The sequence below is a fragment of the Paraburkholderia terricola genome, from assembly GCF_003330825.1.
Taxonomy (GTDB): Bacteria; Pseudomonadota; Gammaproteobacteria; order Burkholderiales; family Burkholderiaceae; genus Paraburkholderia; species Paraburkholderia terricola.
This window is the reverse complement of record NZ_CP024942.1, coordinates 825,431-851,697: the sequence shown is the minus strand read 5'-3', so window position 1 is coordinate 851,697 and position 26,267 is coordinate 825,431. Positions and strand designations below refer to the sequence as shown.

Sequence of the window (26,267 nt, the reverse complement as noted above, 5' to 3'; positions counted from 1 at the left end):
GAATGTTGAGGTGCTCACGATTCGAGTTGCGCGCCGCGCGTTTCGGGCAGCGTCAGCGCCGCGAGAATCACGACGCCGTAGGCGGCCGCAGCGAAGGTGCCGATCGCGACGCCGAGCGCCATTTTTTGCGCGACGAAACCGATCAGAAACGGGAAGGTCGCGCCGACCGCGCGGCCGAAGTTGTAGCAAAAGCCCTGGCCCGAACCGCGAATCCGCGTGGGGAAGAGTTCGGTCATGAACGCGCCCATCCCGGCGAAGATGCCCGAGGCGAAGAAGCCGAGCGGAAAGCCGAGCACGAGCAGCAGCGCGTTGCTCATCGGCACGCGGGTATAGACGAGAGCGATCGCCATCGAGGCGATCGAGAACGCGATGAAGTTCAGCTTGCGGCCAAAGCGGTCGCTGAGAAAAGCGCCGCACAGGTAGCCCGCATACGAGCCGGCGATGATGACCGCGAGATAGCCGCCCGTGCCGACCACGCTCAGGTGCTGTTCGGTCTTGAGGTACGTCGGCAGCCAGGTGGTGATCGCGTAATAGCCGCCTTGCGTGCCGGTGGCGAGGATCGCGGTGCGCAGCGTCGTCAGCCAGACGCCGGGGCCGAAGATCTCGAAGAACGAACTCGTGTTGCCGGCTTCGGCGTCACGCTGCTTCTGTTGCAGATGGACTTCCGGTTCCTCGACGAAACGGCGAATGAAGATCACGAACGGCGCGGGCAACACGCCGAGCGCGAACAACGCGCGCCATGCGATATCGCCGGGCAGCAGCGAAAACACCAGCGTATAGAGTCCCGCCGACGCCGCCCAGCCAATCGCCCAGCCCGCCTGCACCATGCCGACCGCCTTGCCGCGATCGCGCGGCCGGATCACCTCGCCGATCAGCACCGCGCCCGCGGTCCATTCACCGCCGAAGCCGAAGCCCATCAAGCCGCGCGCGATCAGAAGCTGGCTGTAGTTCTGCGCGAACGCGCACAGCAGCGTGAAAAACGCGAACCAGACGATGGTGATCTGCAGCGTCTTGACCCGGCCGATGCGGTCGGAAAGAATGCCCGCGACCCAGCCGCCGAGCGCCGAGGTCAGCAGCGTGACCGTGCCGATCAGGCCGGCTTCGCCCTTGGTGAGACTCCATGTCGCGATCAGCGTCGGAATCACGAAGCTGAGGAATTGCGTGTCCATCGCATCGAGCGCATAGCCGACCTTGCAGCTCCAGAATGCCCGCCGCTCGCTCGCGTTGGTGTGCCGATACCAGCCGAACATGCCGCGGCTCGCGGTGGTGTCCGCCGTTGCGTCGTCGGCGGGCGTGCTTGCGTATTGCGCTTCCGTAGTCATGCGTTTCTCCTGAGATGCGTCAGAACACCGCGAGCGATGCGTTGGGGATGTCGGTGACCAGCATGTGGCCAGGACGATGCGCGATCGCGAACGGCAGCCGCGCGCTTTCAATGGCGCTTTGAGGCGTCACGCCGCAGGCCCAGAAGACCGGCAGTTCGTGTTCATGGATCGATACCGGATCGCCGAAATCCGGGCTCGACAGATCCTCGATACCGAGCACGGCGGGGTTGCCGATATGCACCGGCGCGCCATGCACCGCCGGAAAGCGGCTCGTGATCTGCACGGCGCGAATCGCGTGGGCGCCGCTCATCGGCCGCATGGAGACGACGAGCCGGCCGCCGAACCGGCCCGCCGCCTGGTTCGCGACGTGGGTGCGGTACATCGGCACGTTGACGCCTTCATCCACGTGGCGCAGCGGAATGCGTTCGCGCGCGAGCATCTGCTCGAACGAGAACGAGCAGCCGATCGCGAATACGACCAGATCGTCGCGCCATACGTCGCGGATATCGGCGGGCTGCTCGCACAACACGCCGTCGCGATAGACGTTGTAGCCGGGCACGTCGGTGCGGATATCGAGGTCGCGGCCCAGCATCGGCAGATCGAATTGCCCCGGTTCGCCGACGCAGAGCAGCGGACAGGCTTTCGGATTGCGCAGGCAGAAGCGCATGAAGTCCTCGGCGTAGGCGCTCGGCAGAATGGCGAGGTTGGCTTGCGCGAAGTCGCCGCAATAACCGGCCGTGGGCCCTGAAAATTCCTTGCTGCGAACTTGCTGGCGAAAGGTGTGCGGCATGACGGCGATTCCGTTCGTGAGTGCGATGGGGTGCAGAGTAGGATCAACAAAATAGCTGCGCCAGCGAGTTATTCGTGCCGCTGGCGTTCAGGTTTTCTTAACGGTTTCGTGCGGGTTTTTACGTAGGTGCGCCGGGAGACCGGCAAGGAGTAAGTGGTGCAAGTCCACTGCGATGAAGGAATAGCGAACCACATCGGCCCCGAGCCGTGCGCAGGCATCCGCGAGGATGTCGGCGAAGCGTCGGCAGGGGTACGTACAGGCCAGCCATTGAGCCACGATAGAAAACTGATTCCGGGTGCCGACGCTGTCTGTGTAGCGGAAGGCAAAACGTCTGAGCGCGCAAACGCGAGCGCTCGGATGACCCGGCGTGGTCGTAGAACCTGGCATGTGCGCACGCTCCTTGTTCGGGAACCGGGAGATCTCCAGTCTGGCCTGTCGCAGGATGGACAGGTCCGCATCGGGAAGGCGAGGAGCCGTAGCCGATGATGAACGGACGGGAGAAGTCAGACTCCGCCATAGTAGCGATGAAGCCCGCGAACAAGGCTGGGGAACCAGCTGCGGAGTGGGTGGAGCCAAGGGCGGGGACCAAGGGGAACACGGGTCAGCCACACACGCACCGGGCGCAGAACCGGGCAAGCGTGCCACAGGGGCTGGAACGTGTACGGCAAGCTGCAAGACAGCGGAAGAAGGAGCGGTTCACTGCGCTTCTACACCACGTCACGGTTGACCGACTTCGGATGGCATTCTTTGCGCTCAAACGCAATGCGGCTCCCGGAGTGGATGGCCTGACGTGGCGGTACTACGAGGCAGGACTGGAAGAGCATCTCCAGCGCCTGTTCGCGCAGGTACAGAGCGGAGCGTACCGGGCACTGCCTGTTCGGCGACAGTACATACCGAAGCCGGACGGCAAACAGCGCCCGCTGGGGATTGCCGCGCTGGAAGACAAGATCGTCCAGCGTGCGGTGGTGGAAGTGCTGAACGCGATATACGAGGAAGACTTTCTTGGTTTCTCGTACGGGTTTCGGCCCGCGCGTAGTCAACATGATGCGCTGGATGCGTTGGCGACGGCCATCACCCACACCCCGGTGAACTGGATTCTGGACGCGGATCTTCGGAGCTTCTTCGACTCGGTTAGCCAGAGTTGGCTAGGGTGTGTTCACACTATCTGAGTCCATCGACGATAAGCGCGAAATTGATGAAGGCAATGAACATCACATCCAGTTTGTCGAATCGCGAGAAGATGCGGCGGAAGCCTTTGAGTCTTCGGAACAGTCGCTCCACTTCGTTTCGACGTTTGTACATTTCCCGATCGTATTCCCATGGTTCAAGGCGATTGCTTTTTGGCGGGACAACTGGGATGAAGCCTAGGTCAAGCGCGAGTTGTCGCGTCTCGTCGCCCTCATACGCCTTGTCCATCAGCAAGTGCAGTGGCCGATTCGGTGGCCCGAGGCTTTGTAGCAAGGCCCGTCCCTGGGGCGCATCACCGGCTTGGCCGGGGGAAAGTGCGAACGTTATGGCTGTTCGAGCATCCGCGGCAACCATATGAATCTTGGTAGTCCATCCGGCTCGGCACTTGCCGATGGCTTGGGGTCCACTTTTTTTAATGCGCCAGTCCCATCTGGATGCACCTTTACGATCGTGCTATCCAGCGAGACGGCTTCGATCCTGACACGAACGATCTGGGCACGCTGCAATTCGGTAAATACGCGATCCAGTACGCCGCTTTTGGACCAACGGTTCATCCGCGTATAGATCGTGTGCCACCGACCAAAACGCCCGGGCAAACCACGCCACTTGCAACCATGCTCAGCAACATAAAGGATTGCATTCAACACTTGAAGGTTCGACATGCTGACGTTGCCACGTTGACGCGGCAAACAATGTTCGACCTTTCGAAATTGGGCTTCGGTGAGTTCCATGCCCGAAGTTTACAGGCAAAAATCATTAGTGTGAACGTGCCCTAGTCCGTTTCATTGAGCACCGGATCGGCGACCAGCGCATCATCCGCCTTGTGCGCAAGTGGCTCAAGGCGGGTGTTCTGGAAGACGGAGAGCTGAGCGTCAGTGAGACCGGTACACCACAGGGATCAGTGGCTTCACCGCTGTTCGCGAATGTGTACCTGCACTACGTCTTTGATCTCTGGGCCAACCGGTGGCGACGGCGGGAAGCAAAGGGCAACGTGATCATCCTGCGGTATGCGGATGACATCGTTGTCGGCTTCGAGCACGAAGCCGACGCGCGGCGCTTCTGGGACGCGATGCGATCGAGGCTGGAAGAGTTCTCGCTTGAGCTACATCCGGACAAGACGAGGCTGCTGGAGTTCGGCCGCTATGCAGCGGTCAACCGCCAGAGTCGGGGTCTTGGCCGACCGGAGACCTTCACCTTTCTGGGTTTCATCTTCATCTGCGGCAGATCCCGTCGCGGGGCTTTCCAGTTACAGCGGAAGACCCGAGGGGATCGCATGCGGGCGAGACTCAGGCAGATCAAGGAGGCGCTACGGAAGCGCATGCACGAACCGATTCCAGTGCAAGGGCAATGGCTCAGGCAGGTGGTTCGCGGATACTTCGCGTATCACGCGGTGCCTACCAACTCGCGGGCACTCGTCGCATTCCGACATCACGTCACCGATCTATGGCGGCGCACGCTCCGGCGGCGTAGTCAGAAGGACGCCATGACGTGGGAGCGAATGCGACGAATCGCCAATGCCTGGCTTCCGCCCCCTCGAATCCTTCATCCGTGGCCTGATCGGCGCTTCGCCGTCAAACACCCGAGGTAGGAGCCCGGTGCCCGAATTGGGCACGCCGGGATCTGTGCGGGGGGTGCTCAGTAATGGGCATCCCTACCGCAATCGGATGCTTGGGGGTGCGTCGCGGCAAGCGCCTGCTTGTCGCCCCGAAAGCATTGATGGACGGGCAATGTGGGTGGACAAGATCGAGGCGTTTCAATGCATGGCGAATACCTCGCGTCGTTTCGTCATACCGGCCACAAAAGCGGCCGGTTTCGTATAAACGGCGCTTTTTGTTAAGGCATACTGCAAGCCGGAAACAATAAAAAAATCCGCCAATCTTCAGACCTGCCCCATGAACACGCGCTTTCTCGAAACCTTCGTGACGCTCGCTCAACTCGAAAGCTTTCGAGCGACGGCGCGCGTGCTGCACGCGACCCCGGCGACGATTTCGCTGCGCATCCGCTCATTGGAGGACGAGCTCAAGACCGAACTCGTCGACCGTTCGACAACGGGCTTCCGGCTGACGCCCTCGGGCCAGAATCTGCTCGGGCCCGCGAAGAACGTCGTCAACGCGGCGCGCGCATTGCGGGAGGCGGCGGGCCAGGAAGTCGTGGTCGGCGGCAAGCTGCGGTTGGGCGTCATCGAAACGGTCGTGCATAGCTGGCTCGCGCACTACGTCACGCAGTTGAACGCGAGCTTTCCGCGGCTCGAAGTGGACCTGACCGTCGATTCGAGTTCGGTGCTGCAACGGCGTCTCCTGAGCGGCGATCTGGACCTCGTGATACGGGTCGAGGGCATCGACAGCACGAAGATCGTCTCCCGCGCGATCGCCAGTTATCCGGTTCGCTGGATCGCGAAACGAGGCTTGTTGTCGAAACGCGCCGAAGGGCTCGCGCTGCGTGTGCTGGAGCGTCCGGTGTTGACCTTTGGGCGCGGCACCGCGCCGCAAGTCGCGCTCGAAAGCATCGTTCATGCGCTCGCGCAGCAGCTCGGCATGCCGGCCGGGCAAACGCGCATCACCTGCTCGCCGTCGGTCGCCGCGATCGTTCAACTGGTGCGCGACGGCTATGGCGTCGCCGCCATTCCGGGCCTGTTCGTCGCGGAGGCCTTGCAGAGCGGCGAATTCATCGAGTTGCCGCTCAAACCCGTGCCGCCGCCGATCATCGTGTCGATTTGCAAGCCGGTGGACGCGAGCCCGATGATTCATGCCGCCGCGAATGCGGCGCAGCTTGCGTGCTCGGCGTATTGTCAGACGCGGCGCAAGGATCTGGTCGAGGCGCTTTGATCGCTTTGATCGCTTTGGTCGAGCTTGAGCAGCAGGTTCATTTCACGCGGTGAAAAAAGCGTTTCGTCTCGCGCCAACCCGATTCGCTATTGGCGCGGTGCGGATGGGCCATCGGTACGAGGATGGTTTTTTTCAACCGTGAGCGGGATTCGGAATGTTGCTGCTGCGTTCACTCAACCTGACCGCGGGCGTTGCTTGCGCATTGTTGCTCGCCTCCGCGAATGCGTTTTCACAGCCCTGTCCAACGGCTGACGACTGCGCGAGCTTGCTGCGCATCAGCACCCACGACGACAATGTGCGGGCCGAACGTCACCGGGAAGAACAGCTACGCGAGGAACGCCTGCGCTCCGAGCGCTTACGTTCCGAGCGGTTGCGCTCGGATCGCCTGCGTGAAGAGCGGCTACGTTCGGATCGATTGCGCGCCGATCGCTTGCGTGAAGAGCGCCTTCGCGAGGATTAACCAACGCCGCGTCGCCGGGGTCGCCGCATCGCCGCGTTCCCGTTCAACGGGCCGCCTCCACGCACGTGTGACGAAGCGCCTCGACCGCCCGGCATGCGTTGATGACCCGGACATGCTGCCGGCTCGGACCGCTCGTCTGGTCGAGCAACGTTTCGATCGAGCGCGCGTCGAGGTTGGGCTGCAAGCCGAGCAGCAACGCGATGGTGCCCGTCACATTCGCTGTCGCGAACGACGAGCCCGAGACAAAGTCGTAATGTCCGCCGGGCGTGAGCGTCAGGATGTCGTGGCCGGGCGCGTAGAGCACGCGCGCGGTGGAATCGGAGGCGGGGCCATTCGTCGCGCGTGCCGACGCGCGTGCGGAGTCCACCGCGATCACGCCCGGCACGCCGACCGGAAACGCCTTGAGGTTGCCGTCCGGCAGCACCGCGCCCACCACGATCACTCCTTTTCTCACCGACAGTTCGATCAGTTGAGTGAGCAGCGGATCCTTCGGCCCGCCCAGGCTGAGATTGATGATCTGTGCATGCGCTTCGAGCGCCGACTGGATCGCCTCGGCGAGCGTGAACGAATTGCAGCGCGAAGGTCCGCTGCGATTGTCCGCTTGCCAGCAGGCCTTGACCGCGATCAGTTTCGCGTGCGGCGCGACGCCTTCGATGCCGGCCTTGCCGTCCGCGCCGCCCGCGCGATCCGCCGCGATGACGCCCGCGACCGCGGTGCCGTGCAGGTCGCGATTGAATTGCGTCCAGTCCTCGTCAACGAAATTGCGTGTCGAGACAATGCGGTCGTGCAGATCGGGATGGGTGGTGTCGACGCCGGTGTCGATCACCGCGACCCGCACCGAATCGCCGCGTGTGACCTTTTGCGCCGCGCCCGCGCCGATTTCGCGGAAGCCCTGTTGCAAGTCGGTGTAGTCGTTGTTGCCGGCTGGCGCGTCGGCGAGCAAGTCGAAGGTCTGCAACGGCTGCGCGAGGCTGACGCGGGAATCGGCGGCGAGCCGCGCGACGACTTCCTCGCGCGGCGTATCGCCGATGATCTCCAGCATCGCGCAATGCACCTTCAGCGACGGGATCGGCCAGGCCGACACCTCACGCAAGCCGTATTGCCGCGCGAGCGCCGCGACTTGCGCCCGCGCGCTGCCGCCCGGCGAATAGCCGCCGGCCGCGCCGTATCCGGCCGCGGTCGAGCCGGCGCGCAGCATCAGCGTTTCGGGCGGATTGGCGACGGCCAGCACGATCATCCGTTCGGGACGCGCCTTCATCTGCTGCGTCGCGACAGCGGGGTCGGGCGTCGCGGGCACGAGCGCGCAGGCGGACATCGCGAACGCGGCGCACAGGGACAGCCAGCAGAGCAGCGTGCGCCGCGCCAGGGCGGCCCACGTGCCGCGCTCGTCGCCGTTCGCTGCCGGGCTCGCGTCGTACGGCGGGTGCGGGGCGGAGCGGTCCTTGGGCGTCATGGCAACTCGATTCATGATGGAAATAGCCGTAGGTGCGCGTCGTCGTGTAAAAAGTTACGCCGCCGCTCAGAAATGCCAGATTGCATCGGCGATCCAGCGATTGGATGCGCCCGGTCCGAGGTGCGCCTTGGCTTCGTTGTTGGTGGCGATATACGACACGTCGAATTGCCACGCGCGATACTGGTAAGTCAGTCCGACGTTGCCGTAGACGTAGCCGATGCCGAGCACCGAGTGCAGATCGTAGTAACCGATGCCGGCCGTCGCGGTCCAGCCGTGCACGAGCGGCAGGCGGCCGACCAGATCGTAGGCGACGGCGCGCGAACTCGGCGACGGCCCGAAGCCGGTGTTCGGCGAGAGCGCGACGGATGCGAATACGGAGTCGCGCCAGCCCGCGGTCAGCACCAGTTCGTCGTAGTTGAAGCGCGTTGTGTGCGCCCCGCGGATGAACTGGTAATGCCCCAGCATCGCCTGGGCGCTCCAGTCGCCGGCCAGGCGCCAACCGTATCCGCCGTTGAGCACCGTTTCCACGCCCGTGCCCGACGAGCCGACGAACCGGAACGACCCCGCCGACGCGCCCGCGAAGAAGCCGTTGCCCGGATACCAGTTGGCCCCTGCGCTGACTGACGGCTGCCCGTCGCTGATGTCCATGCCGCGCGTGACCTTGTCGGTGGCGAGTCCCGCCTCGAACTGCCAATCGTCGCTCATGGCCGCGGCCGGCGCGGATAAAACGGCAAGCGTGACGAGTACCGCGCAGCATCGGATCAGGCCGGGCAAGCTGGCTGCCCCGCGACAAGGCGGGGACAAAGGACGCCGCAACTCCATATTGATCGTTCACGTTCCGGTGGATCGGGGACGGTGACCGTAAAGTCAAGCCATCTGGATGACCCGGCGCGACGACGATGCGCCGCTACCGGGTCGTGCCAATCCTAACCGATAAAGGTGACCGGACAAATCTCGGGGAGCCGGCGAAAAAAATCGTCTCGAAGGCGGTGACGATGCGCGTTTGCTGATGCCGCTTCCTGAGCCGAAACCGTCGATGCCCGCGAATTCGCGGGACAGCGCCGCGCCCGCGCGTGCCGGGCGCTATCCCTGCGTGACTGCTCAGGCGCCGCCGACAGGCTCAGCGAAGCGGACCTGCGGTGCCGCCCGTAACGCCGACAACTGCGCGGCAACGTCCGCATGTCCGGCGCTCGGCGCAAGCGAATAGACGCCGTTTTCACCGGGGCCGCCGACGATCTGCAAATGCAGCGGTGCGAGCAGCGCCTGCAACCGGCCCACCGGCATTGCCGGATCGGCGACGAGCCGGATCGTTGCGCGCGTCGCGGCGGCGGGCTCGGACAACGTGCGGTAGTTCGCCGGCGCGCCGACGTCGTCATGCTGGATGCCGAGCATCGCGAGTCCGCCCGCTTCCAGCAGCGCGAGCACCGCGAGCCCGGCGGCCAGCGCCGCCATGCGGCTTCGCCGCGGTGCGGAAGCCGCGCCGCGCGCGGCCGGCGCTTCGGCCTCGTCGAAGCGCTCCCACAAACGCGCGAGACCGCGCTCGATATCGAGATCCCCGGCATGCTCGTGCGGCGTCATGGCCGCGTGCAGCCGGCGCTGCGCCGCCAGTTCATCGCGACACTGTTCGCAATCGCGCACGTGTGCGCCGACGAGGCGCTCGTCGGCCTCCGACGCGCGCCCGTTGACGATCCACGGCAGCAGTTCCCACGCGTGGAGATGAGTGAGTTCGCCTTTCCCTGACATGTTCATAGACCGTCCCCGGCAAGGCCGGCAAGCTCCGGCATGAGGTTGCGCAATTTGACCCGCGCGTGAAACATCCGCGCTTTCACCGTGCTGACCGGGCAGTCGGCGATCTCCGCGATCTCTTCGAGCGAGTGGCCCATCACGTAGGCCAGCTCCATCACGGCGCGCTGCTCGGGAGAGAGCCGGGTAAGACCCTTGGTCACCCAGTCGATGAGTTCGTGCGCGACGAAAGGCTCGCTCGTCAGCCCCTCGTGATCGTGCGACGGCGGCGCCGACGGCAAGCTGCCCTGGCGCAGCGCCTTGAGCGTGACGCGATAAGCAATGCCCATGAGCCACGTGGAGACGCGCGCCTCGTTGCGAAATTCGCCCGCTTTCTGCCAGACGATCATGAAGGTGTCGTTGATGACTTCCTCGATCATGTCGTCGCGCCGCGTGAAGCGGCCGAGAAAGCGCGCAAGGCGGCGGTGATACTCGCGATAGAGCGCGGCCAGCGCGGCTTTGTCTCCGTCGGAGACGCGTTTGAGCAACGCGGCGTCGTCCGCGTCGACGGTGCGCGCGGCATAGGGGACGCTGCTCTTGGCGATCGGGTCAGGTGACATGAGGTCGTGCTCGTAATCCGCCGGAGTGAAATTGGAAAGATGTCCGTAAGTGACGTCGAGCGCGAGCAAAGTTGCGAACGAAACAAAAGATTTGCCGGGGCGCCGCGATACGTGATGCGGATGCTGCAACCATGCCGGGGCGGTCGCCAGAATTCGAGTCAGGAAGCGCGGGTTCTCGTGTCAGCACATCCTGAACGTTCGGTAAGGGCGCGCCGACGCGTGCGCCGCGACGCACCGTGGCTGCGAGGGTTCAGCGATATGCGGCGGCCGTGCCGCGCGGCGGCGTGCCGGGCAACGGGGCCGATCGCCAGCGCCCGGGCGCATCCGGTTTCGCTTGGAGCGACACTTACCGGAACCGGGAGTGAGAACTTTGCATCTCGTCCGTATGAACGATTGATCGACATCAGGCCGACCAGGAGAAGACATGCGATTCGCCCTAGTGACCGAAGACCCCCTATTGACTCGCGATCTGGCCGGCTGTTTTGCCGCCGATTCGATCGCCGTCGAATCGTTTGACGGCGAACTGCCGCTCGTGCGTGCGATGCGCGCCACCGCCTACGACCTCGTGCTGATCGACGCGAAGAACGGTTCATTGCTGCTCGATTCGTTGCTGTCATGGCGCAATTGCAACGCGACCGCCTGCACGCCCGTGATCGTTCTCACGCCGTTCCCGAACTGGACGGCCATGCTCGGGTGGATCAACGCGGGCGCCACGGACGTGGCGTATCGCTTCGATCTGGAGCAGACGCGTCTGCGCGCCCATGTCGTGCTGCAGCGTGAAAATCATCGGGCGGGGGCGGACACCGTCACGCTGGGCGGCTACGTGTTGCGAAGAGACCTCGGCGTGCTGACTCTCGACGGCGTCGAGATACCGCTCACGCCGCGCGAATTCACGATGGCGTGGCTGTTCTTTTCGAATCCGGGCAAGTTCGTGACGCGCGCGCAGATCGCCGGCGGCGTGTGGGGTTCATGCGAGGACGTGGCCGCGCGCTCCATCGAGCAGCACATCTACAAGCTGCGCAAGAAGCTGCGTTTGTCGCCGGAATCGGGCCTGAATCTGAAGACCGTCTATGCGCTCGGCTACAAGCTGGACTGCGTTGCGTCGGTTGGCGAATCGACCGACGCATTGGCGCGCGTGGCGCAACCCGCCTAGATCACCGCCTCGAGTTCCAATGCCTTTTCGCAATCCGGCGCTTCGCCGCCGTGGCGAAAAAATGCCCACGAAGACGCGGGCATGCCAGTGGACGCTTCGAGCGCGGCGGCTTTCATTTTCAGTTGCTGCATATCGATGACCGGCGCGCGCTTGAAGCAGATGAGCACGTTATTGGTCTCGCACGGCAACAGCAGAACGGCGTCGAATAGCTCGGACAGCCATTGCAGGTTTTGCCGCGTCAGCGCCGCGAGATTCGGGCCGAAGATGTTGATCGTCATCATGCCGTCCGCCGCGAGGCTTTCACAACAGGCCCGATAGAATGCGCGCCCTTGCCCCGCCGGCCCGTCGCGTTCGCTCAGATAAAGGTCCACCTGCAAGATGTCGATCGATGCACGACGCTCTTGCGCGCTGACATAGTCCAGCGCATTAGCCTCGATGATGCCGAGGCGCTCGCCCTCGGGCGGCATGCGGAACATCTCGCGGCATGCGTCGATTACCGCGGGATTGATCTCGACAGCCTCGATACGCGCGAGCGGAAAGCGCGCGTGGCAGAAGCGGGCCAACGCCCCGGCGCCCAATCCGAGTTGCGCGATGAGACGCGGCTGCTCGTAAAAACGCTCGGCGAACAGCATCCACGACATCATTTTCTGCGGGTACTCCATCCAGAGAAACGCGGGATGGCGCAGCATCATGCAGCCGAACGTGGAGTCCCATTCATCGCCGTTGTGCATGTAGAGCAGCCCGTCTCTCTTCGAAAAGGTGAGCGGCGCGAAGCGTCCTTCTCGGGCGGCGTCAATCTCTTCCGGGTTGTCGTGTTTCAGCATGTCGTTCGCGATGGAAAGGTCAGGGGCGTATTGCGTGCTGACTCATCATAAGCGGCGCGATCGGCCGCGCTGACACGACGCCGAAACGACAAGGCTTGGGGCGAACGTTTTCCACGACGATTGCGCCACCGCGAGCAGGGAGGATGGAGAGGGTGCGGTATTCAGCCGCCGTCAGGCGGATCGAGATCGCTTTCGCTCGCGAGCACCGCCTTGCGGTTTCCAGGCGATGTCGCGCCGCGTTCAGCTACGTTTGGCCTTGCCAAGTATGTCGATCGTTTCCCGCAGTTTGGCGCGCGCGCGATGCATGCGCGCCTTGACCGTCGTCACCGGGCAAGCCGTGATCTGCGAAATCTCCTCGACGGAATGCCCGAGAACGTAAGCCAGCGCCATCACGAGGCGCTGTTCGGCCGGCAACAGATCGAGCGCCTTGGAGAGCAGGTCGGAAAGCTCATGGTCGTGCCAGTACTGAACCAGGGTATCGGCGTGATCGGCATCCAGCAGCTCGAACTCCGAACGGCGCTGATCGCGCAACGAACGCAGGGCGGAGCGATACGCGATGCCGATGATCCATGTGGACACGTTCGAATCGCCGCGGAACTCGCCCGCCTTTTGCCACACGATCATGAAGGTGTCGTTGACGATTTCGTCGATCACCTCGTTCTTCCACGTGAGCCGGTTCAGAAAGCGGGCGAGCCGCCGATGGTAGAGCCGGTACAGACGCGAGAGGGCGGAGGCATCGCCGGCCGCTATGCGATCGAGCAGGGGCCGGTCATGATCGACCGACGACGGGAAGCCGTTGCTTTTCCACGCATTCGCGGACATGTGCCGCGTGACTTCGTCGATTTCCAGGCGCGCGGCTTCGTGGCCGCGCTCGTTGCCGATGTCGTGCATCGCGCCGACGATGCCGGTGATGCGCCCGCTGTCGTCATGAACCACGCCTTTATAGAAGCGCACGGTGCGCACGAGGCCGGCCGCATGGCGCACGCCGGCGGTATAAACCTGGGTGCCGCCTTCGGACGCGAGGTCGAGATCGGCCTTGTGATAGGTGAGCGCCAGATCCGAGGGCGCGATGTCATAGACCGACTTGCCGAGGATGCCGCCGCGATCCAGGCCCAGAAAGTTTTCGAATACGGGGTTGCAGCCGGTGTAAATGCCGTTCGCGTCCTTGAAGAAGACGGGGGAGACCATCCCGTCCGCGTGACGCTGCAAGGCGGGAAAATCAACCGCGCCGTCGCGCGCGAAGGAGAGCAGCCGGGTTTGATCGAGAGCGCGCGCAATGATCGGTTCGGGGTCGAGCAGGTCGAGGTCGTCGGCGGCATCGTTGGCGCCCCGCGCGATCAGCGAGACGATGCGCTCCGCCGAGCGTTCGGGCAGCACCGGAATCAGGTAGTGCTCGTCGCCGTTCTCGATGCGCAATTTCTCGATCTCCGCGCCGGCCTCGACGCTGGCGCAATCGACGAACACCACCGCCGGCGACGGGTCCGCGATCAGATGGGGCGGCCGTAAAGCCCGCGCCCCATGACGCTGCATGACAGCCGGCATCGAACGGCCCGCGGAGCTGGACCAGAAAACGCGCGTGTCGTGGGCTGGGGTTGGCGCCATCAGCGTTCCTCATTGTTTTCCTCGTTGACTCTCGCACGCCGAACCGAAGAACGGCTGTGCGTCATGCGGGCAAGCGAGGCGCGGATTCAAGGGCTGGTCGCGTAATACGCTGCCGCGCGGCCTGCATGCTTGCGCCCGCGCTTGCCAGGGTATGAGGATACCGCCTTGATAGCCGGAAAATTATTGCAATCGTTTTGTAGGGAGGTGGAGCGTCGTTTTCTCGTTCCAGATATCGGGAAGTATATGACTTGTTGATGAATCGCGTCGCTAACTGCCGGCGCAAACCTCAAAAGGCGCGCTTAATCGCGCGGCGGCGCCGGCCGGTTCGGGACATCATTTTTGAGCGGCGTGCTCGGGCTGCCGCAGTTGATGCCAGCCCCCGAGAATCGCGGCGATATGGCGCGCGTACACGTCGCGCTCGGCGGGCGTCTCCGAATGGTAGGCCCCTATCGCGGCCCACGTGTTGCCGTATTTATCCATCTTGCCGCGCAGATGCCAGGCCGCGATGTACACGTTCTTGCACGGCTGCATCAGCGCATCGCGATCGATGTGGTAGCGCGACAGTTCACGCAGGTGAATGGAGTTGATCTGCATGACGCCGTAGTCGAGCGAGCCGTTTGCATTCAGATGCGTCGCGTTGGGCCGGTTATGCGACTCCTGCCATGCGATCGCGCGCAGCACCATCGGATTGACACGCTGATACGCCCCGGCGTCGTCGAAGCAGTCGGCCCATGCGGATTGCGCGGCGAGCGCAAGCGCAAGGTCGACGGCGACGGCGATCAGCGCGCGGCGCGCAAGCGGCGGACGATAACGGATGGCGTGGTGCATGACGGTCTCCTCGAATGCGTGCCGGTACGTACCGGTGAACGGCGCGATTGTGATCGCCTTCCGTATGGGCTTCGAAGCGGCGGCGCGAAAACATGAGGTCGCGTGCGAACCCTGTTGCGCGAGGCGCGCGTATCGATGGTTGTCCCAGTATTTGCGCGGTCGTGAAGGACGTTGGCGTGGGCGTTCATTCGCGCAAGGGTTCAGCTTTTCGCAAGGCAATGGCGGCGCGGTGCCTGGCGAATCGTTCAATACGGCTTCAGTCAGGCTTCAGTCAGGCTTCAATACCGCTTCAAGTGACAGGCTCCATTGCGAGGGTTCTATGACGATCAACCGTCTTTCGCGTTTCTTCCACGGAACCCGTTCCAGCGCGGACACGGCCACGCTGCCGAGGGCAGGCGTCAGCCCGAGGCCGGTTGCCCGCAGCCTGACCGCGCCCGGCGCGCTGTTGCTGCCGCGACGTCCGGCGAGCGCCGCGGCGTCAGCAGGCAAGACCTCGATGCCGCCGCGTGCCGCGCATGTGCAAACGCGTGCGGCGGACGAGCCGGGCCGGCACAACATCGATTGGCTCACGCGACGTCATTTGCTGGCGGACAGCGGCGCATCCAGGACGGACTCGCTTGGCAATCCGGAACAGTAAGCATGCGTGTGCATCAACAGCGGAATCCACTATTGCGCAGCCGTCGTGACGGATTCGTGGTTCGCGTGGCGTAAGGCAACGGTCATCAACACTACAAGAGACTTTCAGTCGCCATAAAGGCCGTGATTTTTTTCGCATGACGCCGCGCCAGCCGGTTCATGACTGTATCGCGTGGAATGGCACGCAATTCACGAGAGTTGTCGGAAGATGCCTCGGCTCGCGAATCGAGTTCCGGCGCCTCGCATGAAAATATCCGCGTCATGCGCATCCACCGCGTGCTCCCGATGCACTAACGGAGAGAGAGACCTCGCTCGATACGATCAATGCCGGTGGCGCAATGCAATGGGTCTTGCATCGCGCCGCTAAGGCCATTGACTAAAACCACGACGACCAGACGAGCGAGGGAATAAAAAGTTGTGCTTTGGGGAAACGCCGCCGTCTCCGCTGGAGGGGTGACGGCTGGAATCGAGAAGCGTGGATGCTTTTTTGGATGCGAACCGCCGTGAACAATAACCTGCTATTTGCCATTGCAACTGACGACCGGCTGCTTCGACGGACTGTTTCTGAAGCCTTTGCCGGAGACGGGGTCGTCATCGAGTCGTTCTCGAATGAACTCGATTTGCTGCGCGCAATGCGTGCGAACCGTTATGACCTGGTGCTGATCGACGCCAAGACCGAGCCGACGCCAACCAGCGCGTTGCTGTCGTGGCGCGACTGCAATGCCGATGTCTGCACGCCCGTGATCGTATTGACGAACCAGTCGAGCTGGTCGGGTCTGTTGCGTTGGATCGATGCGGGCGCGACCGACGTCGTGAATCGCTTCGACATGGAGCAGATCCGCTTTCGCGTCCACGTGGCGTTGCAGCGGCGTTTTTCCGATACCGTCACGCATCAGATCCAGATCGGCCGCTATGTGCTTCAGCGCGACCTCGGTCTCGCGACGATCGACGGCGTCGAGATTGCGCTGACAGCGCGCGAGTTCTCCATCGCCTGGATGTTCTTTTCGAACCCCGGAAAATTTCTTAGCCGCGCGCAGATCGCAGCCGGCGTGTGGGGTGCGACGGAGCAGATCGCCGCGCGCACGCTGGAGCAGCACATCTACAAGCTGCGCAAGAAGCTGCAGCTATCGCGCACCGCCGAGCTGAATCTGAAGACCGTGTATGCGCTCGGCTACAAGCTCGATGTCGCTCAGGCGGCGCAGTCCGGCTTCGACGCCGGCGCGCAGCCGGGGTTCGACAGGTTGCCGGCAAGCCTGGGGCAGGGCGGCACGCGGCGCGCTGGCGACGCAACGCTGCTCGAGCGCGCGTGCGATTCCTCCGCGCAGTTCGTCGTGACGGCGGCGTAGCGGCCGTCCGCTTGCGTCGCGCCTCGCCTGTCGAGGCGGCCGGCGCCGGCGGGTCGCCGCGTCACGACACATGACGCGAGCGGCCCGCGCTCACGCGCTCAGGCGGCGTCCTCGTCCTCCTCGCGGTCCTCCGCCCGGCGTTCCTGCTGGTCCTGGAAGATCTGCATCATCACCTGCGAGCCGAAAGCCTGGATCGCCGCATCCAGGTCGCTCTGACTGCCTCCCTGGTCGTCTTTCTTGTCCTTGCTCTTCGTGTCCTTGTCGTCCGTCTTGTGGGTCGACGGATTGCTGGTCGTGCTGTGATTGTGGCTGACTTGCGTCATTTCATTCTCCGTTGAAAAAAGGGTTCATGCGCGGATCCACACGTAATCGCCACGCGCGAGATTCTCGAACATGTCGTCTCGCGCGACGAAGATGTTGTCCCGCCAGTAGCGGCCATGCTCGACATAGTGCTCGATCAGCTCCAGCATCCACTGCCCCGTGATTTCCTCGCTCAACGCCACGCGCGCGATCAGCACGATCGCGCCGGTATCCGCCTCCAGGCCGAGCTGCGCCTGGTCCTGCGCGTAGACGGCGAGATTCGCCTCCAGCAACAGGCGAAACACGCGCAACGTGCGCCCCGCCGTGACGATGCCGAACTGGAACGTCATGTACAGCGCGTCCGGATCTTCCTCGAAATGGTCGATCGCCGCGTCGAAGCCGTCGATCTCCAGCACACCGCGTTCGAGCGCGGCGTCCGGCGCGGGCATGTCGCGCAGTTCGCAAATCTCGCGGATCAGTTCATCACGTCTTTCGATACTCATCGCTATGGTCGAATCGCTTCACGAGCCTATGTCCGGCGTGTAAGCCCACGCCGTGGAGCAAAAAAAAAGCCGGTCAGGAACCGCGGACGGTTCCCAACCGGCGCACCATGCGCGGCCGGATGGCGCGCCGGAGCGCTTAGCCGACGATGTCCTTCGCGGCCTTCAGACCCATCGTCGCAATCTTCGCGAGCGTGTTGGCCTTGTTGATTTCGTTTTCTTCAGCCATTGCCTGATAGATCTCGGAAACGGAGCTGCCGGTTGCTGCTGCGCTGGAAACAGGTGCACTCATGATGAATATCCTCGAAAGAGACAGTTGGTACGGCATCTAAACATTCCGCCCCATGCGGAACGTCGGGGAAAAAGTGCGTGCCCGCTGGGCTGCGCACGACTGCTCGCGTGCAGCGCACCGCGTGTATCAGGTGCGCCGCGCTGCACGCGCACTGCTACATCGCGCTGCGGCACAACTGCGCCGCGGCGCGAAATCCGTCTACGACGACACGTCCGGCCTGGGCTTCCGTGCTGCCCGTATCGGTCGAGCGCGATGCCACGGTGTTGGCCACCGTATCGAGTGCGTCCGCCAGTTCGCGCACTTCCCCCTGACGATGGGGCTGCGCCACGGCTTGCGGCAGATCGGCAAGCACGTCGATCAGTTTGTCGGTCATCGCTTCGTACATGTTGGTCATCCTCAATGAAGGGTGGTGTTGCTGGGCAGTTCGGCCATGAAATTCTTGGTGCCGTCGCTCGATTCCACGTATTTCACGCTGTCCGCGGACAACACCGAATCGATGTCGCCGGCGACTCGCAGATCGTCGGTGCGCGTCACGTCCACGTCGATGCGCTCGACGAGCGGCGCCATGTCGCCGCGAAACCGCTCGACCACCTGGCTCACTTCGCCGGGATGGCGCGCGCTGCCGGTCACTTCCAGGCGGCCTGCGCCGGCGTAGCGCACGCGCACGTTCGCTTCGTGCAGCGATTCCGCGAGCGACCCGGCGATCTCGTCACCGGAGCGCACGCTCCAGTTCAGGCGGTTGCCCGCGAGTGCCTGAAGCGCGGCGCGCGTTCGGCGGGCGTCGGCGGTGTTCGATGCGATGCCCGTCACGAGAAAGCCGTCCGCTTGCCGCGTCACCGTGATATCCGGCTGGTGCAGCTGCGCGAGCGCCTGTTGCACGTCGGCGAGCGTGGCGCGCGCTTGCGGCCGGTCGGCGGCGAGCGTCGTCTTGCCGGCCGGCAACACCACGGCGGCGGCGCCCATCGAACCGATCAGCAAGGCCGCGACGCCGGCATGCACCCACGGCGCGCGGCGCGCACGCATGACGATCGGTGTCGAGGGCGGGCCGGCCGGAAACACGCCGTCGCTGGCTTCGCCGTCGTACTTGCGCCCTTCGTGATGCGCCGCCAGCATCGACTCCATCAGTTGCAGATCGGACGGCCAGCGCGCGTCGGCAGGGCCCGCGCACAACACGACTTCACCGAAGCGTCGCGGCATGAAGTCGTCCATCGACATGACGTCGGCGTCGTCCGGCACGCCGATCGTCACGTTGTCTTGCGCATCGATTGCCAACTGCATAGTGCACTCGCTCCAGTCGTTGATCAGGATGTCCGCATCGGGTTTGGCGCCGATCGACATCGTTGTTGTACTCAACTCTATTTGAGCGCCGGCATGGAAGCCGGTCAGTACGCGAATTTCTTTGGACATGAACGAAACCTCTTCGATTGTGATTGACGGGATGGCGCCCGCCGTCACCATCCGCGTCCGCGGCGGATCAGTGCAGCAAGCGCGGACATGCCCATCGCGCGGCCCGCGCGGGTGCGGCTGCGTCCGAGGTTGAGCAGCGCGATGGGCAACAGCAGATTCATCGATTCCTCCGCGGCGGAGAGCGGGCGTTGAGCGGCCCCGCGCATGCCGTTGTGCGTTTCACGTCCTGCTCGCGTCGATGCGGACACGAGCTCGTCGCGTATCTGGGCGAGGGTGGCGCGCGAGGTGCGTTTGTCGTCCGGCATCTGCAGGAATTCGCGGACGATGGCGAGCACGGCATAGGTCGGGCTCGCACGCGCGGCATCCTTGCCCGCCGGGGCCGGTTCGTCGATGCGCGTCGCCGTTTGCACGCCGATGAGCGCCGCCCCGGTTCGATCGGTATGCAGGCGTGCCGGTCCATGAATGGCCGCGCGCCAGTGCTTGAGCAAGGCCGTTTCGTCACGCGCCATGCGCGGTGCAAAGCGCATCGGCAGCGCGCGCGCTGGCAGGTCGCGGGTGTCGTCGGAACGTGCCCGTTTGTCGTTTGGCCCCGCGCTCGCGGCATGCTCGTCCTGATCGAACGCATGCTGATTGCCGCCCGACTCGCGCGCCTCGACCCGGGTCAGGCCGGTTTCGCTTCGTTTCAGATGCTGGTCCAGCATCATCAAGAGTTCTTCACTCTCGGCGGCCGGGTCGTTCGCATCGGGGCTTTCGGCGCTGCGTCGCTTTCTCAGCGACTGACGCTTGGCGCGCGACAGTCCATGCCCATGATGGTGAGGCGCGGGGACCTGCACCGCCTGCTGCTGGGCGGCGGCATCGGCATCCGCGGAAAGATCGGCGGGCGGCGTATAGCCGCCGCCTATGCGTGAAATGCTCATGTGAACATCACCTGCACGAGGTTGCGCGCGAAGTTCTGGATCGCGGCCGCGCCCCACGGCGCGGCGATCACGATGACGACCGTGACCACCACCAGTTTCACGCTTTGCGAAATGCTCGAATCCTGCAATGACGTGACCGCTTGCAGGAACGCGATGAGCAGGCCGGTCACGGCCGCCACCGCCACCGGCGGCAACGACACGAGCAGGCACAGGGTGAGCGCCTGGGTGGTGAAATGAGTGATCGCGTCGTATTCCACGGCGTTACCTGTAGGTGGAGATGAGACCGTGAATCAGCGTCGACCAGCCATCCATCGAAACGAACAGCAGCAGCTTGAATGGAATGGCCACGTTGGTCGGATTGACCTGCGACAGCCCGAGCGCCATCAGCACGTTCGCGATGACGAGGTCGATCACGATGAAGGCGAGATACAGCAGGAAGCCCATCTTGAAGGCGGCGGTCAGCTCGCTCAGCGTGAAGGCGGGCGCGAGCACGATGAGGTCGTCCTGCTTGAGTTCGGCGGCGCGCTCGGGCGGCCAGATTTCGCGCGCCGAGCGCAGGAAGAAGGCCTTCTCGCGCTCCGACGCATGACGTTTCAGAAACACGCGAAACGGCTCGCGCGCGGCGTCGAGAAGCGGCATCACCTGCATGCCGGAACCGGCGTCGTTGGAGAGCTGCGCGCGGTGCATGGCTTCCATGCCGACCGGCGCCATGATGAAGCACGACACCATGATGGCGACGCCGTTCAGCACGGAAGTGGGCGGCACCTGCTGCAAGCCCAGCGCGTTGCGCAGCAACCCGAGCACGACCACGATCTTCGTGTAGGACGTGACCACCATCGCGGCGAATGGCAGGACGGCCAGCGCGAGCGCCGCGACGAGCAGCGAGGCGATTTCAGGTGTGCCGTTCATCGGAGTTCGCAATGTGCTGGATGAGGAGGCCGAGGTTGTCCCCGACCGCGACGAGTTCGCCGAGCGCGAGCGTCTGCCCATGCGCGACGAGACGGATCTCCGCATCGGCGAGTTTGAGCGGCAAGGTCAGGATGTAGCCGGGCCGCAGCGCGGCGATTTGCCCGAGCGGCAGATTGACGGTCGCCACCTCGATATGCACGGGCAGTTCCATATCGTTCAGATCGACGGTGCGCTCCGCGGCGGCGGTCTCGCCGGTGGACCCGGCAGTGCTCTCAAGGGAAAGATCGGGATCGTGGCTCATCGTCTCAGGGAACGTTTCAAGGATCAGGTGGTGGCCGTCGATGCGGGCCTGCGCGCAGGCGACGCGGCCATCCGCCGCGCCCCATAGCGCACTCGCATGTTCGAGCGGCGCGCCTTGTGCATGGCCGCTCGCACGCGGCCAGCCGAGCAGCACGTCGCCCACGCGCAGCGAAGCGAGCAGCGCCGTCGTGCAACGGCGGCTGCGCAAGCGGATGCGGGTCGGCACGGCGATGGCGGCAAGCGCGTCGGGCAGCGCGGCGGAAGCCGCGCGCGTGCCGGTTATGCGGCGCTCCAGCGCGGCCGCGAGCGGCGCGGGAACTTCCAGCAGCGCCGCCGTGTGGGCGGCGGTGTCCGCGTGTCCGAATTCGAAGTGGAGCGCGCTCGCGGTGTCGTGGTTGCCGGGCTGTTCGGCATCGAGCGAAATGTCCAGCACCGAGGGTTGCGCGACGCCGTGACCGGCAAGCGTGTCGAGCGGCGCGGCGAGCCACAGATTGCCGAGCGCCGCGCGGCGGTCCTGGTCCGGCTCCGAGGCAATCGCTTCGAGCGCGGCATGACCGCTCACGTCGACACGCACGCACAGTTCGCCATGCGCGCTGCCGATACGCAAACGCGCCGTGCGGGACGACGAGGATTGCGCCGCAGCCGGTTTCACGCCAAACCGGCTGCGCGCATCGAACAGTGCGCGCGACACGCCGGCGAGCGCCGGTGTATAGCAGCGCAACCGGTCGCCGATGCTGGTGCAGCCTTGAGGCATTGACATGATCTCGAACCCTTCAGATGACCGTGACTTCCACCGCGATACGACCGCCGAGACGCGTTTCGAGGCGGGTCTTAAGCTCGTTGCTGTTGTCACAGATTAGCTGCCGCGCCCGCGCGTCCCGGCTATCGAAACGAAGCGATAAACCCCAGCCCGAAAGACTCAAACGCAGCTCCGTGCGCGGCAAAATGGACGGGTCGAGTTCGACGGCGACGTCCCACTGGCCCGTGCGTTCGACGGCGGGACTCGTGCAAAATCCGGCGACACGTTCCGCGAGATGCTCGGCGAGAAGATCGCCTTCGATCGCCTGGGTGCAGCGGCGAATCATCTGCGTGTCGAATGAAGGTTCGGCGGCCACGTGCCGCGTATCTTGCGCGTCTTGCGTGGCTTGCGCGGTCTGCCGGCCGGATGCGCTCGTCGCGCCGCGCACGCCGGTCTTGCGCGCCACGCCTTGTGCGTCCGACGCGGACGTGCGGCGTTGCTCGCGGATGGCGAGCAATGCGCCGTTCAGCGCATGCAGGGGCGGAAGCGGAGGCACGGCGGGCAGCAGGGACAGGGGAGCATCGGTGGCGTCGATGCGCTCGGCCGCTTCACGATCTTGCGTGTCGTCGCTGGAACCGTCGTCGTCAGGCGTGGAATCGTCCGGTGCTTCCTGGTCGGGCATGTCATCGCGTTCGCCTTCGCCGACGCGCAGCCGCGCGGTCTCGAAGAGCGCTCCGAAGCGTTGCGCATCGGCGTCGGCCTCGGCGGTTTTGCCGCTTGCTGCGCTAGTTGCGCTCGTGGCCGATGCACGCGGCGGAGCCGGCGGCGTGATGCGCACTTCGCGCGTGGAGCGAATTCGTGTCATCGCGTCGCTCCCGATCAGAAGGCGACGCGCCCGACCGGCCGCAGATCGACGTCATCCCCCAGTTCCTGGAACGAATACACCTGCAGCCACTTCATCCGTTGCTCGATCATGCGGCGGAAGTAACGGCGAATATCCATCGACGTGACGATCGCGAGGTTGGGCGGCGGCTGCATGCCGACCAGTTCCTCCAGCGTCTCGAGCAACTGTTCGACCTGTTGCGGTTCGAGCGTGAGAAAGTTGCCGGCCGGCGTCTGCTTGATCGATTGACGGATGGTCTGCTCGACCTCCACGTCCAGCACGATCGCCGGCAACTGCCCGGTGCCGCCCGTCGCCCGATGCGCGATGAAGCGGCCCAGATCGCCACGCACGTATTCGGTGAGCAGCAGCAGGTCTTTTTCCTTGGCGCCCCAGTTCACCAGGCTTTCGAGAATCGCGCGCAAGTTGCGGATCGGCACGTGTTCCTCCAGCAGCCGCTTGAGCACTTCGGCGATGCGCAGCACCGGCACCACCTTCTGCACCTCGGCAACGAGCCCCGGATATTCGGTGCCGACGCGTTCGAGAATCCATTGCGTCTCCTGCAAGCCGAGAAACAGATGCGCGTGTTCGCGCACCGCGTTGCCCACCGCGTCGGCGAGCGCCTGTTCGCGGCCGCTGCGCGCGGGCGCGAGTTCGACCGGCGCTTGCGGCACGTCGTGCAGCAGGATCTGATAGGAAGCGTCCGGCACCGCCGCAGCGGTCCAGACCGCGGTGCGCGGAAACGGCAGCCCCAATTCGTCGACGAGCGCGCGGCGCGCGGCGTCGAACGCGCGGTTGAGTTCGGCCGTGTCGAGCTTCGTCGCCAGCTGCGGCGCGAGGCGCACCGAAAGCGGCGCGGCGAACGAAGGCGGATGCTCGCCGATGGTCGGCGGCTGTCCCTTGTAGCCGTCGGTACGCAACGACGACAGTTCCGGCCCGGCGTGCGGCTGCTTGTCCTTCAACTGCTTGCGCAGCACGTGGCCCGCGCCGAACAGCGCGACCGCGAGCACGACGAACAGCGCGGACGGAAAGCCCGGCACCAATGCGAAGCCGCCCAGCAGCGCGGCGGCGCTATACAGCGCGCGCGAACTGGTGGAAAGCTGGCGCACGATCTCGGTGCCGAGCGAACTGGGCTTGCTGTGCTCGTCGGCGACGCGCGTGATGAGAATGCCCGCCGCCACCGAAATCAGCAGCGAGGGAATCTGCGAGACCATCGCGTCGCCGATCGACAGCACGGAGAAGCGGTTCGCCGCTTCGCCCGCGGTCATGCCGTGATAGCTCACGCCGATCACGATGCCCGCGAGAATGTTGACGAGCGTGATGACGAGGCCGGCGATCGCGTCGCCCTTGACGAACTTCATCGCGCCGTCCATGCCGCCGTGCAACTGGCTTTCGATCGCCAGCATGCCGCGGCGCTTTTGCGCGTCCTCGGCGGTCATGTTGCCGGCGCGCACGTCGGCGTCGATGCTCATCTGCTTGCCCGGCATCGCGTCGAGCGTGAAGCGCGCGCCGACTTCGGCCACCCGCTCCGAGCCCTTCGCGATCACGATGAATTGCACTGTCGCGATGATCAGGAACACCACCAGGCCGACCACGAGATTGCCGCCCACCACCAGCTCGCCGAAGCTCTCGATGATGTGCCCGGCTTCCGCATGCAGCAGGATCGACTTGGTCGACGCGATGTTCAGCGACAGCCGGAACAACGTGGTGAACAGCAGCAGCGACGGAAACGAATACAGCGAGGTCGCGTACGGTACGTACATCGTCACCATCAGCAGCACCACGCTGATCGTGATGTTGAGCCCAAGCAGCGCGTCGATCAGAAACGGCGGCAGCGGCAGGATCATCAGCGAAATCACGGCGACGATCAGCGACGCGATCGCCACCTCGCCGCCGAACTCATTGAGGCGGAGCGTCTTCAACATGGCCTTCTCCATCGGATGTCAGGGGGTTGCCTCGGTGCCGTCGCGCCGTCCGCCGATGCTTTCCACCCAGGCGAGCACCGAGGCGACCGCATCGAACAGCGGTTCGGGAATCGCGTCTTCGAGCGCCACGCGGTAGAGCGCCCGCGCAAGCGGCGGATTGCCGACGATCGGTATGCCGCGCCGCGCCGCTTCCTCGCGGATCACGCGCGCTTCCGCGTCCACGCCCTTGGCGATCACGCGCGGCAAGCCGGATTCGGAGGGCACGTAGCGCAGCGCGACCGCGTAGTGCGTGGGGTTCACCACCACCACGCTCGCGTTCTTGACCGGCTGCTGCTGATCGGACGAAGCGAACTCGCGCGCGAGCTTGCGGCGCTGACCCTTGATGTGCGGATCGCCTTCGGAATTCTTGTTCTCGCGCTTCACTTCGTCCTTGCTCATGCGGTGGTCGCGGATGAACAGCCAATGCTGCACGCCGTAGTCCGCTGCGCCGATCACGAGATAGAGCGCGCCCGAGATGCCGAGCACGCGGCACAGCGTGCCCCAGGCAATGCTGTCGATGCTGCCGATCGGCTCATACACCACGCCGACCATCAGCGGCACCAGCAGCACGAGGGTTTTCCAAAGCACCGCCGTGATCACCACCGCCTTGATGACGGTCTTGGCGAGATCGATCAGCGAGCGCACCGAGAAGATGCGCTTCAGACCGGACGCGGGATTGATCGCGTCGAACTTGGGTTCGAGCGGCTTGAGCGAAATCTGCAAACCGACTTGCGCGGCGATCGCGGCGATGCCGACGAGGGCCGCGCCCAGTGCGATCGGAAAGACCAGCAGCAGCGCGTGCAGGCCGGCTTCGGCGAGCAGGTCGTGCAACGGCGCATCGGGCGTCTGCAAGTGCGCCACGTCGAGGCCGTTGCGCATCACGATGCGCAGTTGTTCCGCCATGCGCGGGCCGCCGACGCCGAAGCCAACGGCTGCGGCGAGCAGGATCGCCGCGAACGGCAGGTCCGTGCTCTTCACGGTCTCGCCGTCCTGGCGCGCGTCGCGCAGCTTTTTGTCGGTGGGCTGTTCGGTCTTCTCGTCGGACATCGCGAAGCCTTCGTGCGGTGGATTGCGGTGAATTGCAACGAATTGCAGTGGATTGCGGCGGATTGTCATCGGCCGGCGCCGCCGTGATCCGCGCGCGCGGCGAAGCGATGGGTCCGGCGCCGAACCCGCCTCCGGGCCGCTTGCCGGCGAAGCGTCCTGTTCGTTCGGCGCGCTCGCGGTTCGGCGTCCCGCGCCGCCGCGGCAAGCACCCCGCGTTACGGTTCGCTCACCGCCGGCCACAGC

At 64.6% G+C, this 26,267-nt stretch carries 30 protein-coding genes; 7 read left to right on the top strand and 23 right to left on the bottom strand.

All coding sequences use genetic code 11. The features are described 5' to 3' along the window. Nucleotides 1-14: 14 nt before the first annotated feature. From CUJ90_RS22375 to CUJ90_RS33050, 3 genes are all read right to left on the bottom strand, one after another. The gene (locus tag CUJ90_RS22375; protein ID WP_083082261.1) at nt 15-1,322 is read right to left on the bottom strand and encodes an MFS transporter; all 1,308 of its coding nucleotides are present in this window, start codon (nt 1,320-1,322) and stop codon (nt 15-17) included. Nucleotides 1,323-1,341: 19 nt separating this feature from the next. Further along, complete coding sequence (locus tag CUJ90_RS22370; RefSeq protein WP_114163957.1) at nt 1,342-2,112, bottom strand: putative hydro-lyase; 771 nt, start codon at nt 2,110-2,112, stop codon at nt 1,342-1,344. A gap of 87 nt (nt 2,113-2,199) precedes the next feature. Then, entirely contained in the window at nt 2,200-2,499 is a 300-nt protein-coding gene (locus CUJ90_RS33050) for a hypothetical protein (RefSeq protein WP_208645283.1), read from the bottom strand. Nucleotides 2,500-2,849: 350 nt separating this feature from the next. Here CUJ90_RS33050 and CUJ90_RS33835 point away from each other — a divergent pair, with 350 nt between their 5' ends. After that, on the top strand, nt 2,850-3,281 hold the full coding sequence (locus CUJ90_RS33835; protein ID WP_479724652.1) for a reverse transcriptase domain-containing protein: 432 nt from the start codon (nt 2,850-2,852) through the stop codon (nt 3,279-3,281). Here CUJ90_RS33835 and CUJ90_RS22355 read toward each other — a convergent pair. Further along, nucleotides 3,274-4,031 (bottom strand): IS5 family transposase gene (locus tag CUJ90_RS22355; RefSeq protein ID WP_114163956.1). Its coding sequence is split into 2 segments (ribosomal slippage): nt 3,274-3,707 and nt 3,707-4,031, totalling 759 coding nucleotides; the frame shifts between segments, so codons are not numbered across the junction. The two genes, CUJ90_RS33835 and CUJ90_RS22355, sit on opposite strands and share 8 nt — an antisense overlap. Nucleotides 4,032-4,123: 92 nt before the next feature. Here CUJ90_RS22355 and CUJ90_RS22350 point away from each other — a divergent pair. From CUJ90_RS22350 to CUJ90_RS22340, 3 genes are all read left to right on the top strand, one after another. Further along, the gene (locus tag CUJ90_RS22350) at nt 4,124-4,888 is read left to right on the top strand and encodes a reverse transcriptase domain-containing protein (protein ID WP_479724651.1); all 765 of its coding nucleotides are present in this window, start codon (nt 4,124-4,126) and stop codon (nt 4,886-4,888) included. Nucleotides 4,889-5,192: 304 nt separating this feature from the next. Further along, nucleotides 5,193-6,125, top strand: a complete 933-nt coding sequence (locus tag CUJ90_RS22345; protein ID WP_073428660.1) for a LysR family transcriptional regulator — start codon at nt 5,193-5,195, stop codon at nt 6,123-6,125. A 154-nt stretch (nt 6,126-6,279) separates the two neighbouring features. Then, on the top strand, nt 6,280-6,585 hold the full coding sequence (locus tag CUJ90_RS22340; protein WP_114163955.1) for a hypothetical protein: 306 nt from the start codon (nt 6,280-6,282) through the stop codon (nt 6,583-6,585). A 43-nt stretch (nt 6,586-6,628) separates the two neighbouring features. Here the strand turns inward: CUJ90_RS22340 and CUJ90_RS22335 are convergent, their stop codons facing one another. The 4 genes from CUJ90_RS22335 to CUJ90_RS22320 form a co-directional block, all read right to left on the bottom strand. Further along, nucleotides 6,629-8,038, bottom strand: coding sequence for a S8 family peptidase (locus tag CUJ90_RS22335; protein WP_114163954.1), 1,410 nt, complete (start codon nt 8,036-8,038; stop codon nt 6,629-6,631). 66 nt (nt 8,039-8,104) lie between these two features. Then, a complete protein-coding gene (locus CUJ90_RS22330) occupies nt 8,105-8,860 on the bottom strand; it encodes a TorF family putative porin (RefSeq protein WP_114163953.1) in 756 nt (251 codons plus the stop codon). Nucleotides 8,861-9,139: 279 nt separating this feature from the next. After that, a complete protein-coding gene (locus tag CUJ90_RS22325; RefSeq protein WP_143326552.1) occupies nt 9,140-9,781 on the bottom strand; it encodes an anti-sigma factor in 642 nt (213 codons plus the stop codon). Nucleotides 9,782-9,783: 2 nt separating this feature from the next. After that, nucleotides 9,784-10,380: an RNA polymerase sigma factor gene (locus CUJ90_RS22320; RefSeq protein WP_083083097.1), complete on the bottom strand. Its 597-nt coding sequence runs from the start codon at nt 10,378-10,380 to the stop codon at nt 9,784-9,786. A gap of 424 nt (nt 10,381-10,804) precedes the next feature. Here CUJ90_RS22320 and CUJ90_RS22315 point away from each other — a divergent pair, with 424 nt between their 5' ends. After that, the gene (locus tag CUJ90_RS22315) at nt 10,805-11,533 is read left to right on the top strand and encodes a response regulator transcription factor (RefSeq protein ID WP_114163952.1); all 729 of its coding nucleotides are present in this window, start codon (nt 10,805-10,807) and stop codon (nt 11,531-11,533) included. Here CUJ90_RS22315 and CUJ90_RS22310 read toward each other — a convergent pair. The 3 genes from CUJ90_RS22310 to CUJ90_RS22300 form a co-directional block, all read right to left on the bottom strand. Beyond that, nucleotides 11,530-12,357: a class I SAM-dependent methyltransferase gene (locus CUJ90_RS22310; protein ID WP_114163951.1), complete on the bottom strand. Its 828-nt coding sequence runs from the start codon at nt 12,355-12,357 to the stop codon at nt 11,530-11,532. The two genes, CUJ90_RS22315 and CUJ90_RS22310, sit on opposite strands and share 4 nt — an antisense overlap. A gap of 240 nt (nt 12,358-12,597) precedes the next feature. Beyond that, nucleotides 12,598-13,959 carry an RNA polymerase sigma factor gene (locus CUJ90_RS22305; RefSeq protein ID WP_114163950.1) on the bottom strand — a complete coding sequence of 454 codons (1,362 nt, stop codon included), beginning with the start codon at nt 13,957-13,959 and terminating at the stop codon, nt 12,598-12,600. A gap of 333 nt (nt 13,960-14,292) precedes the next feature. Then, complete coding sequence (locus CUJ90_RS22300; protein ID WP_083082863.1) at nt 14,293-14,787, bottom strand: lytic transglycosylase domain-containing protein; 495 nt, start codon at nt 14,785-14,787, stop codon at nt 14,293-14,295. Between the two features lie 319 nt (nt 14,788-15,106). On the opposite strand from CUJ90_RS22300, the gene CUJ90_RS22295 reads away from it, so the two are divergent. Both CUJ90_RS22295 and CUJ90_RS22290 read left to right on the top strand, forming a co-directional pair. After that, nucleotides 15,107-15,424: a hypothetical protein gene (locus CUJ90_RS22295; RefSeq protein ID WP_083082860.1), complete on the top strand. Its 318-nt coding sequence runs from the start codon at nt 15,107-15,109 to the stop codon at nt 15,422-15,424. A 478-nt stretch (nt 15,425-15,902) separates the two neighbouring features. Then, nucleotides 15,903-16,769, top strand: a complete 867-nt coding sequence (locus tag CUJ90_RS22290; RefSeq protein WP_114163949.1) for a response regulator transcription factor — start codon at nt 15,903-15,905, stop codon at nt 16,767-16,769. A gap of 98 nt (nt 16,770-16,867) precedes the next feature. On the opposite strand, the gene CUJ90_RS22285 is transcribed toward CUJ90_RS22290, so the two are convergent. The 12 genes from CUJ90_RS22285 to sctU all read right to left on the bottom strand — a co-directional run bounded on the left by CUJ90_RS22285 (nt 16,868) and on the right by sctU (nt 26,093). Continuing rightward, on the bottom strand, nt 16,868-17,092 hold the full coding sequence (locus CUJ90_RS22285) for a hypothetical protein (RefSeq protein ID WP_083082857.1): 225 nt from the start codon (nt 17,090-17,092) through the stop codon (nt 16,868-16,870). Nucleotides 17,093-17,116: 24 nt separating this feature from the next. Continuing rightward, on the bottom strand, nt 17,117-17,572 hold the full coding sequence (locus CUJ90_RS22280; protein ID WP_073431580.1) for a CesT family type III secretion system chaperone: 456 nt from the start codon (nt 17,570-17,572) through the stop codon (nt 17,117-17,119). A gap of 136 nt (nt 17,573-17,708) precedes the next feature. After that, nucleotides 17,709-17,861 (bottom strand): hypothetical protein, encoded by a 153-nt coding sequence (locus CUJ90_RS32890; protein WP_167363307.1) that lies wholly within the window; start codon nt 17,859-17,861, stop codon nt 17,709-17,711. 154 nt (nt 17,862-18,015) lie between these two features. Continuing rightward, nucleotides 18,016-18,246, bottom strand: coding sequence for a hypothetical protein (locus CUJ90_RS22275; RefSeq protein ID WP_143031993.1), 231 nt, complete (start codon nt 18,244-18,246; stop codon nt 18,016-18,018). A gap of 11 nt (nt 18,247-18,257) precedes the next feature. After that, nucleotides 18,258-19,268, bottom strand: coding sequence for an HrpD5 family protein (gene hrpD5, locus CUJ90_RS22270; protein ID WP_143031994.1), 1,011 nt, complete (start codon nt 19,266-19,268; stop codon nt 18,258-18,260). Between the two features lie 44 nt (nt 19,269-19,312). Continuing rightward, complete coding sequence (locus tag CUJ90_RS22265; protein ID WP_083082855.1) at nt 19,313-20,185, bottom strand: hypothetical protein; 873 nt, start codon at nt 20,183-20,185, stop codon at nt 19,313-19,315. Continuing rightward, nucleotides 20,182-20,442, bottom strand: a complete 261-nt coding sequence (gene sctS, locus CUJ90_RS22260) for a type III secretion system export apparatus subunit SctS (protein WP_073431576.1) — start codon at nt 20,440-20,442, stop codon at nt 20,182-20,184. The genes CUJ90_RS22265 and sctS overlap by 4 nt, the downstream gene beginning before the upstream one ends. A 4-nt stretch (nt 20,443-20,446) precedes the next feature. Beyond that, nucleotides 20,447-21,094: a type III secretion system export apparatus subunit SctR gene (gene sctR / locus CUJ90_RS22255; protein WP_073431575.1), complete on the bottom strand. Its 648-nt coding sequence runs from the start codon at nt 21,092-21,094 to the stop codon at nt 20,447-20,449. Further along, nucleotides 21,078-22,154 (bottom strand): type III secretion system cytoplasmic ring protein SctQ, encoded by a 1,077-nt coding sequence (sctQ, locus tag CUJ90_RS22250; RefSeq protein WP_114163948.1) that lies wholly within the window; start codon nt 22,152-22,154, stop codon nt 21,078-21,080. The genes sctR and sctQ overlap by 17 nt, the downstream gene beginning before the upstream one ends. Nucleotides 22,155-22,167: 13 nt before the next feature. After that, entirely contained in the window at nt 22,168-22,998 is an 831-nt protein-coding gene (gene sctP / locus CUJ90_RS22245; protein WP_083082852.1) for a type III secretion system protein SctP, read from the bottom strand. 14 nt (nt 22,999-23,012) lie between these two features. Next, the gene (locus CUJ90_RS22240) at nt 23,013-24,938 is read right to left on the bottom strand and encodes an FHIPEP family type III secretion protein (RefSeq protein WP_208645282.1); all 1,926 of its coding nucleotides are present in this window, start codon (nt 24,936-24,938) and stop codon (nt 23,013-23,015) included. A gap of 18 nt (nt 24,939-24,956) precedes the next feature. Beyond that, nucleotides 24,957-26,093: a type III secretion system export apparatus subunit SctU gene (sctU, locus tag CUJ90_RS22235; protein WP_421376657.1), complete on the bottom strand. Its 1,137-nt coding sequence runs from the start codon at nt 26,091-26,093 to the stop codon at nt 24,957-24,959. Between the last annotated feature and the right edge of the window lie 174 nt (nt 26,094-26,267).

Coding starts and splice junctions, on each gene's coding strand:
- CUJ90_RS22240 (WP_208645282.1), bottom strand. CDS start 24,938: ATGTTGAAGACGCTCCGCCTCAATGAGTTCGGCGGCGAGGTGGCGATC.
- CUJ90_RS22280 (WP_073431580.1), bottom strand. CDS start 17,572: ATGAGTATCGAAAGACGTGATGAACTGATCCGCGAGATTTGCGAACTG.
- CUJ90_RS22300 (WP_083082863.1), bottom strand. CDS start 14,787: ATGCACCACGCCATCCGTTATCGTCCGCCGCTTGCGCGCCGCGCGCTG.
- CUJ90_RS22330 (WP_114163953.1), bottom strand. CDS start 8,860: ATGGAGTTGCGGCGTCCTTTGTCCCCGCCTTGTCGCGGGGCAGCCAGC.
- CUJ90_RS22295 (WP_083082860.1), top strand. CDS start 15,107: ATGACGATCAACCGTCTTTCGCGTTTCTTCCACGGAACCCGTTCCAGC.
- hrpD5 (WP_143031994.1), bottom strand. CDS start 19,268: ATGTCCAAAGAAATTCGCGTACTGACCGGCTTCCATGCCGGCGCTCAA.
- sctR (WP_073431575.1), bottom strand. CDS start 21,094: ATGAACGGCACACCTGAAATCGCCTCGCTGCTCGTCGCGGCGCTCGCG.
- CUJ90_RS22305 (WP_114163950.1), bottom strand. CDS start 13,959: ATGGCGCCAACCCCAGCCCACGACACGCGCGTTTTCTGGTCCAGCTCC.
- CUJ90_RS33050 (WP_208645283.1), bottom strand. CDS start 2,499: ATGCCAGGTTCTACGACCACGCCGGGTCATCCGAGCGCTCGCGTTTGC.
- CUJ90_RS22320 (WP_083083097.1), bottom strand. CDS start 10,380: ATGTCACCTGACCCGATCGCCAAGAGCAGCGTCCCCTATGCCGCGCGC.
- CUJ90_RS22265 (WP_083082855.1), bottom strand. CDS start 20,185: ATGAGCATTTCACGCATAGGCGGCGGCTATACGCCGCCCGCCGATCTT.
- CUJ90_RS22275 (WP_143031993.1), bottom strand. CDS start 18,246: ATGTACGAAGCGATGACCGACAAACTGATCGACGTGCTTGCCGATCTG.
- CUJ90_RS22285 (WP_083082857.1), bottom strand. CDS start 17,092: ATGACGCAAGTCAGCCACAATCACAGCACGACCAGCAATCCGTCGACC.
- CUJ90_RS22310 (WP_114163951.1), bottom strand. CDS start 12,357: ATGCTGAAACACGACAACCCGGAAGAGATTGACGCCGCCCGAGAAGGA.
- CUJ90_RS32890 (WP_167363307.1), bottom strand. CDS start 17,861: ATGAGTGCACCTGTTTCCAGCGCAGCAGCAACCGGCAGCTCCGTTTCC.
- CUJ90_RS22375 (WP_083082261.1), bottom strand. CDS start 1,322: ATGACTACGGAAGCGCAATACGCAAGCACGCCCGCCGACGACGCAACG.
- sctP (WP_083082852.1), bottom strand. CDS start 22,998: ATGACACGAATTCGCTCCACGCGCGAAGTGCGCATCACGCCGCCGGCT.
- sctQ (WP_114163948.1), bottom strand. CDS start 22,154: ATGTCAATGCCTCAAGGCTGCACCAGCATCGGCGACCGGTTGCGCTGC.
- CUJ90_RS22325 (WP_143326552.1), bottom strand. CDS start 9,781: ATGTCAGGGAAAGGCGAACTCACTCATCTCCACGCGTGGGAACTGCTG.
- sctU (WP_421376657.1), bottom strand. CDS start 26,093: ATGACAATCCGCCGCAATCCACTGCAATTCGTTGCAATTCACCGCAAT.
- CUJ90_RS33835 (WP_479724652.1), top strand. CDS start 2,850: ATGGCATTCTTTGCGCTCAAACGCAATGCGGCTCCCGGAGTGGATGGC.
- CUJ90_RS22370 (WP_114163957.1), bottom strand. CDS start 2,112: ATGCCGCACACCTTTCGCCAGCAAGTTCGCAGCAAGGAATTTTCAGGG.
- CUJ90_RS22340 (WP_114163955.1), top strand. CDS start 6,280: ATGTTGCTGCTGCGTTCACTCAACCTGACCGCGGGCGTTGCTTGCGCA.
- CUJ90_RS22290 (WP_114163949.1), top strand. CDS start 15,903: ATGCTTTTTTGGATGCGAACCGCCGTGAACAATAACCTGCTATTTGCC.
- CUJ90_RS22345 (WP_073428660.1), top strand. CDS start 5,193: ATGAACACGCGCTTTCTCGAAACCTTCGTGACGCTCGCTCAACTCGAA.
- CUJ90_RS22335 (WP_114163954.1), bottom strand. CDS start 8,038: ATGACGCCCAAGGACCGCTCCGCCCCGCACCCGCCGTACGACGCGAGC.
- CUJ90_RS22315 (WP_114163952.1), top strand. CDS start 10,805: ATGCGATTCGCCCTAGTGACCGAAGACCCCCTATTGACTCGCGATCTG.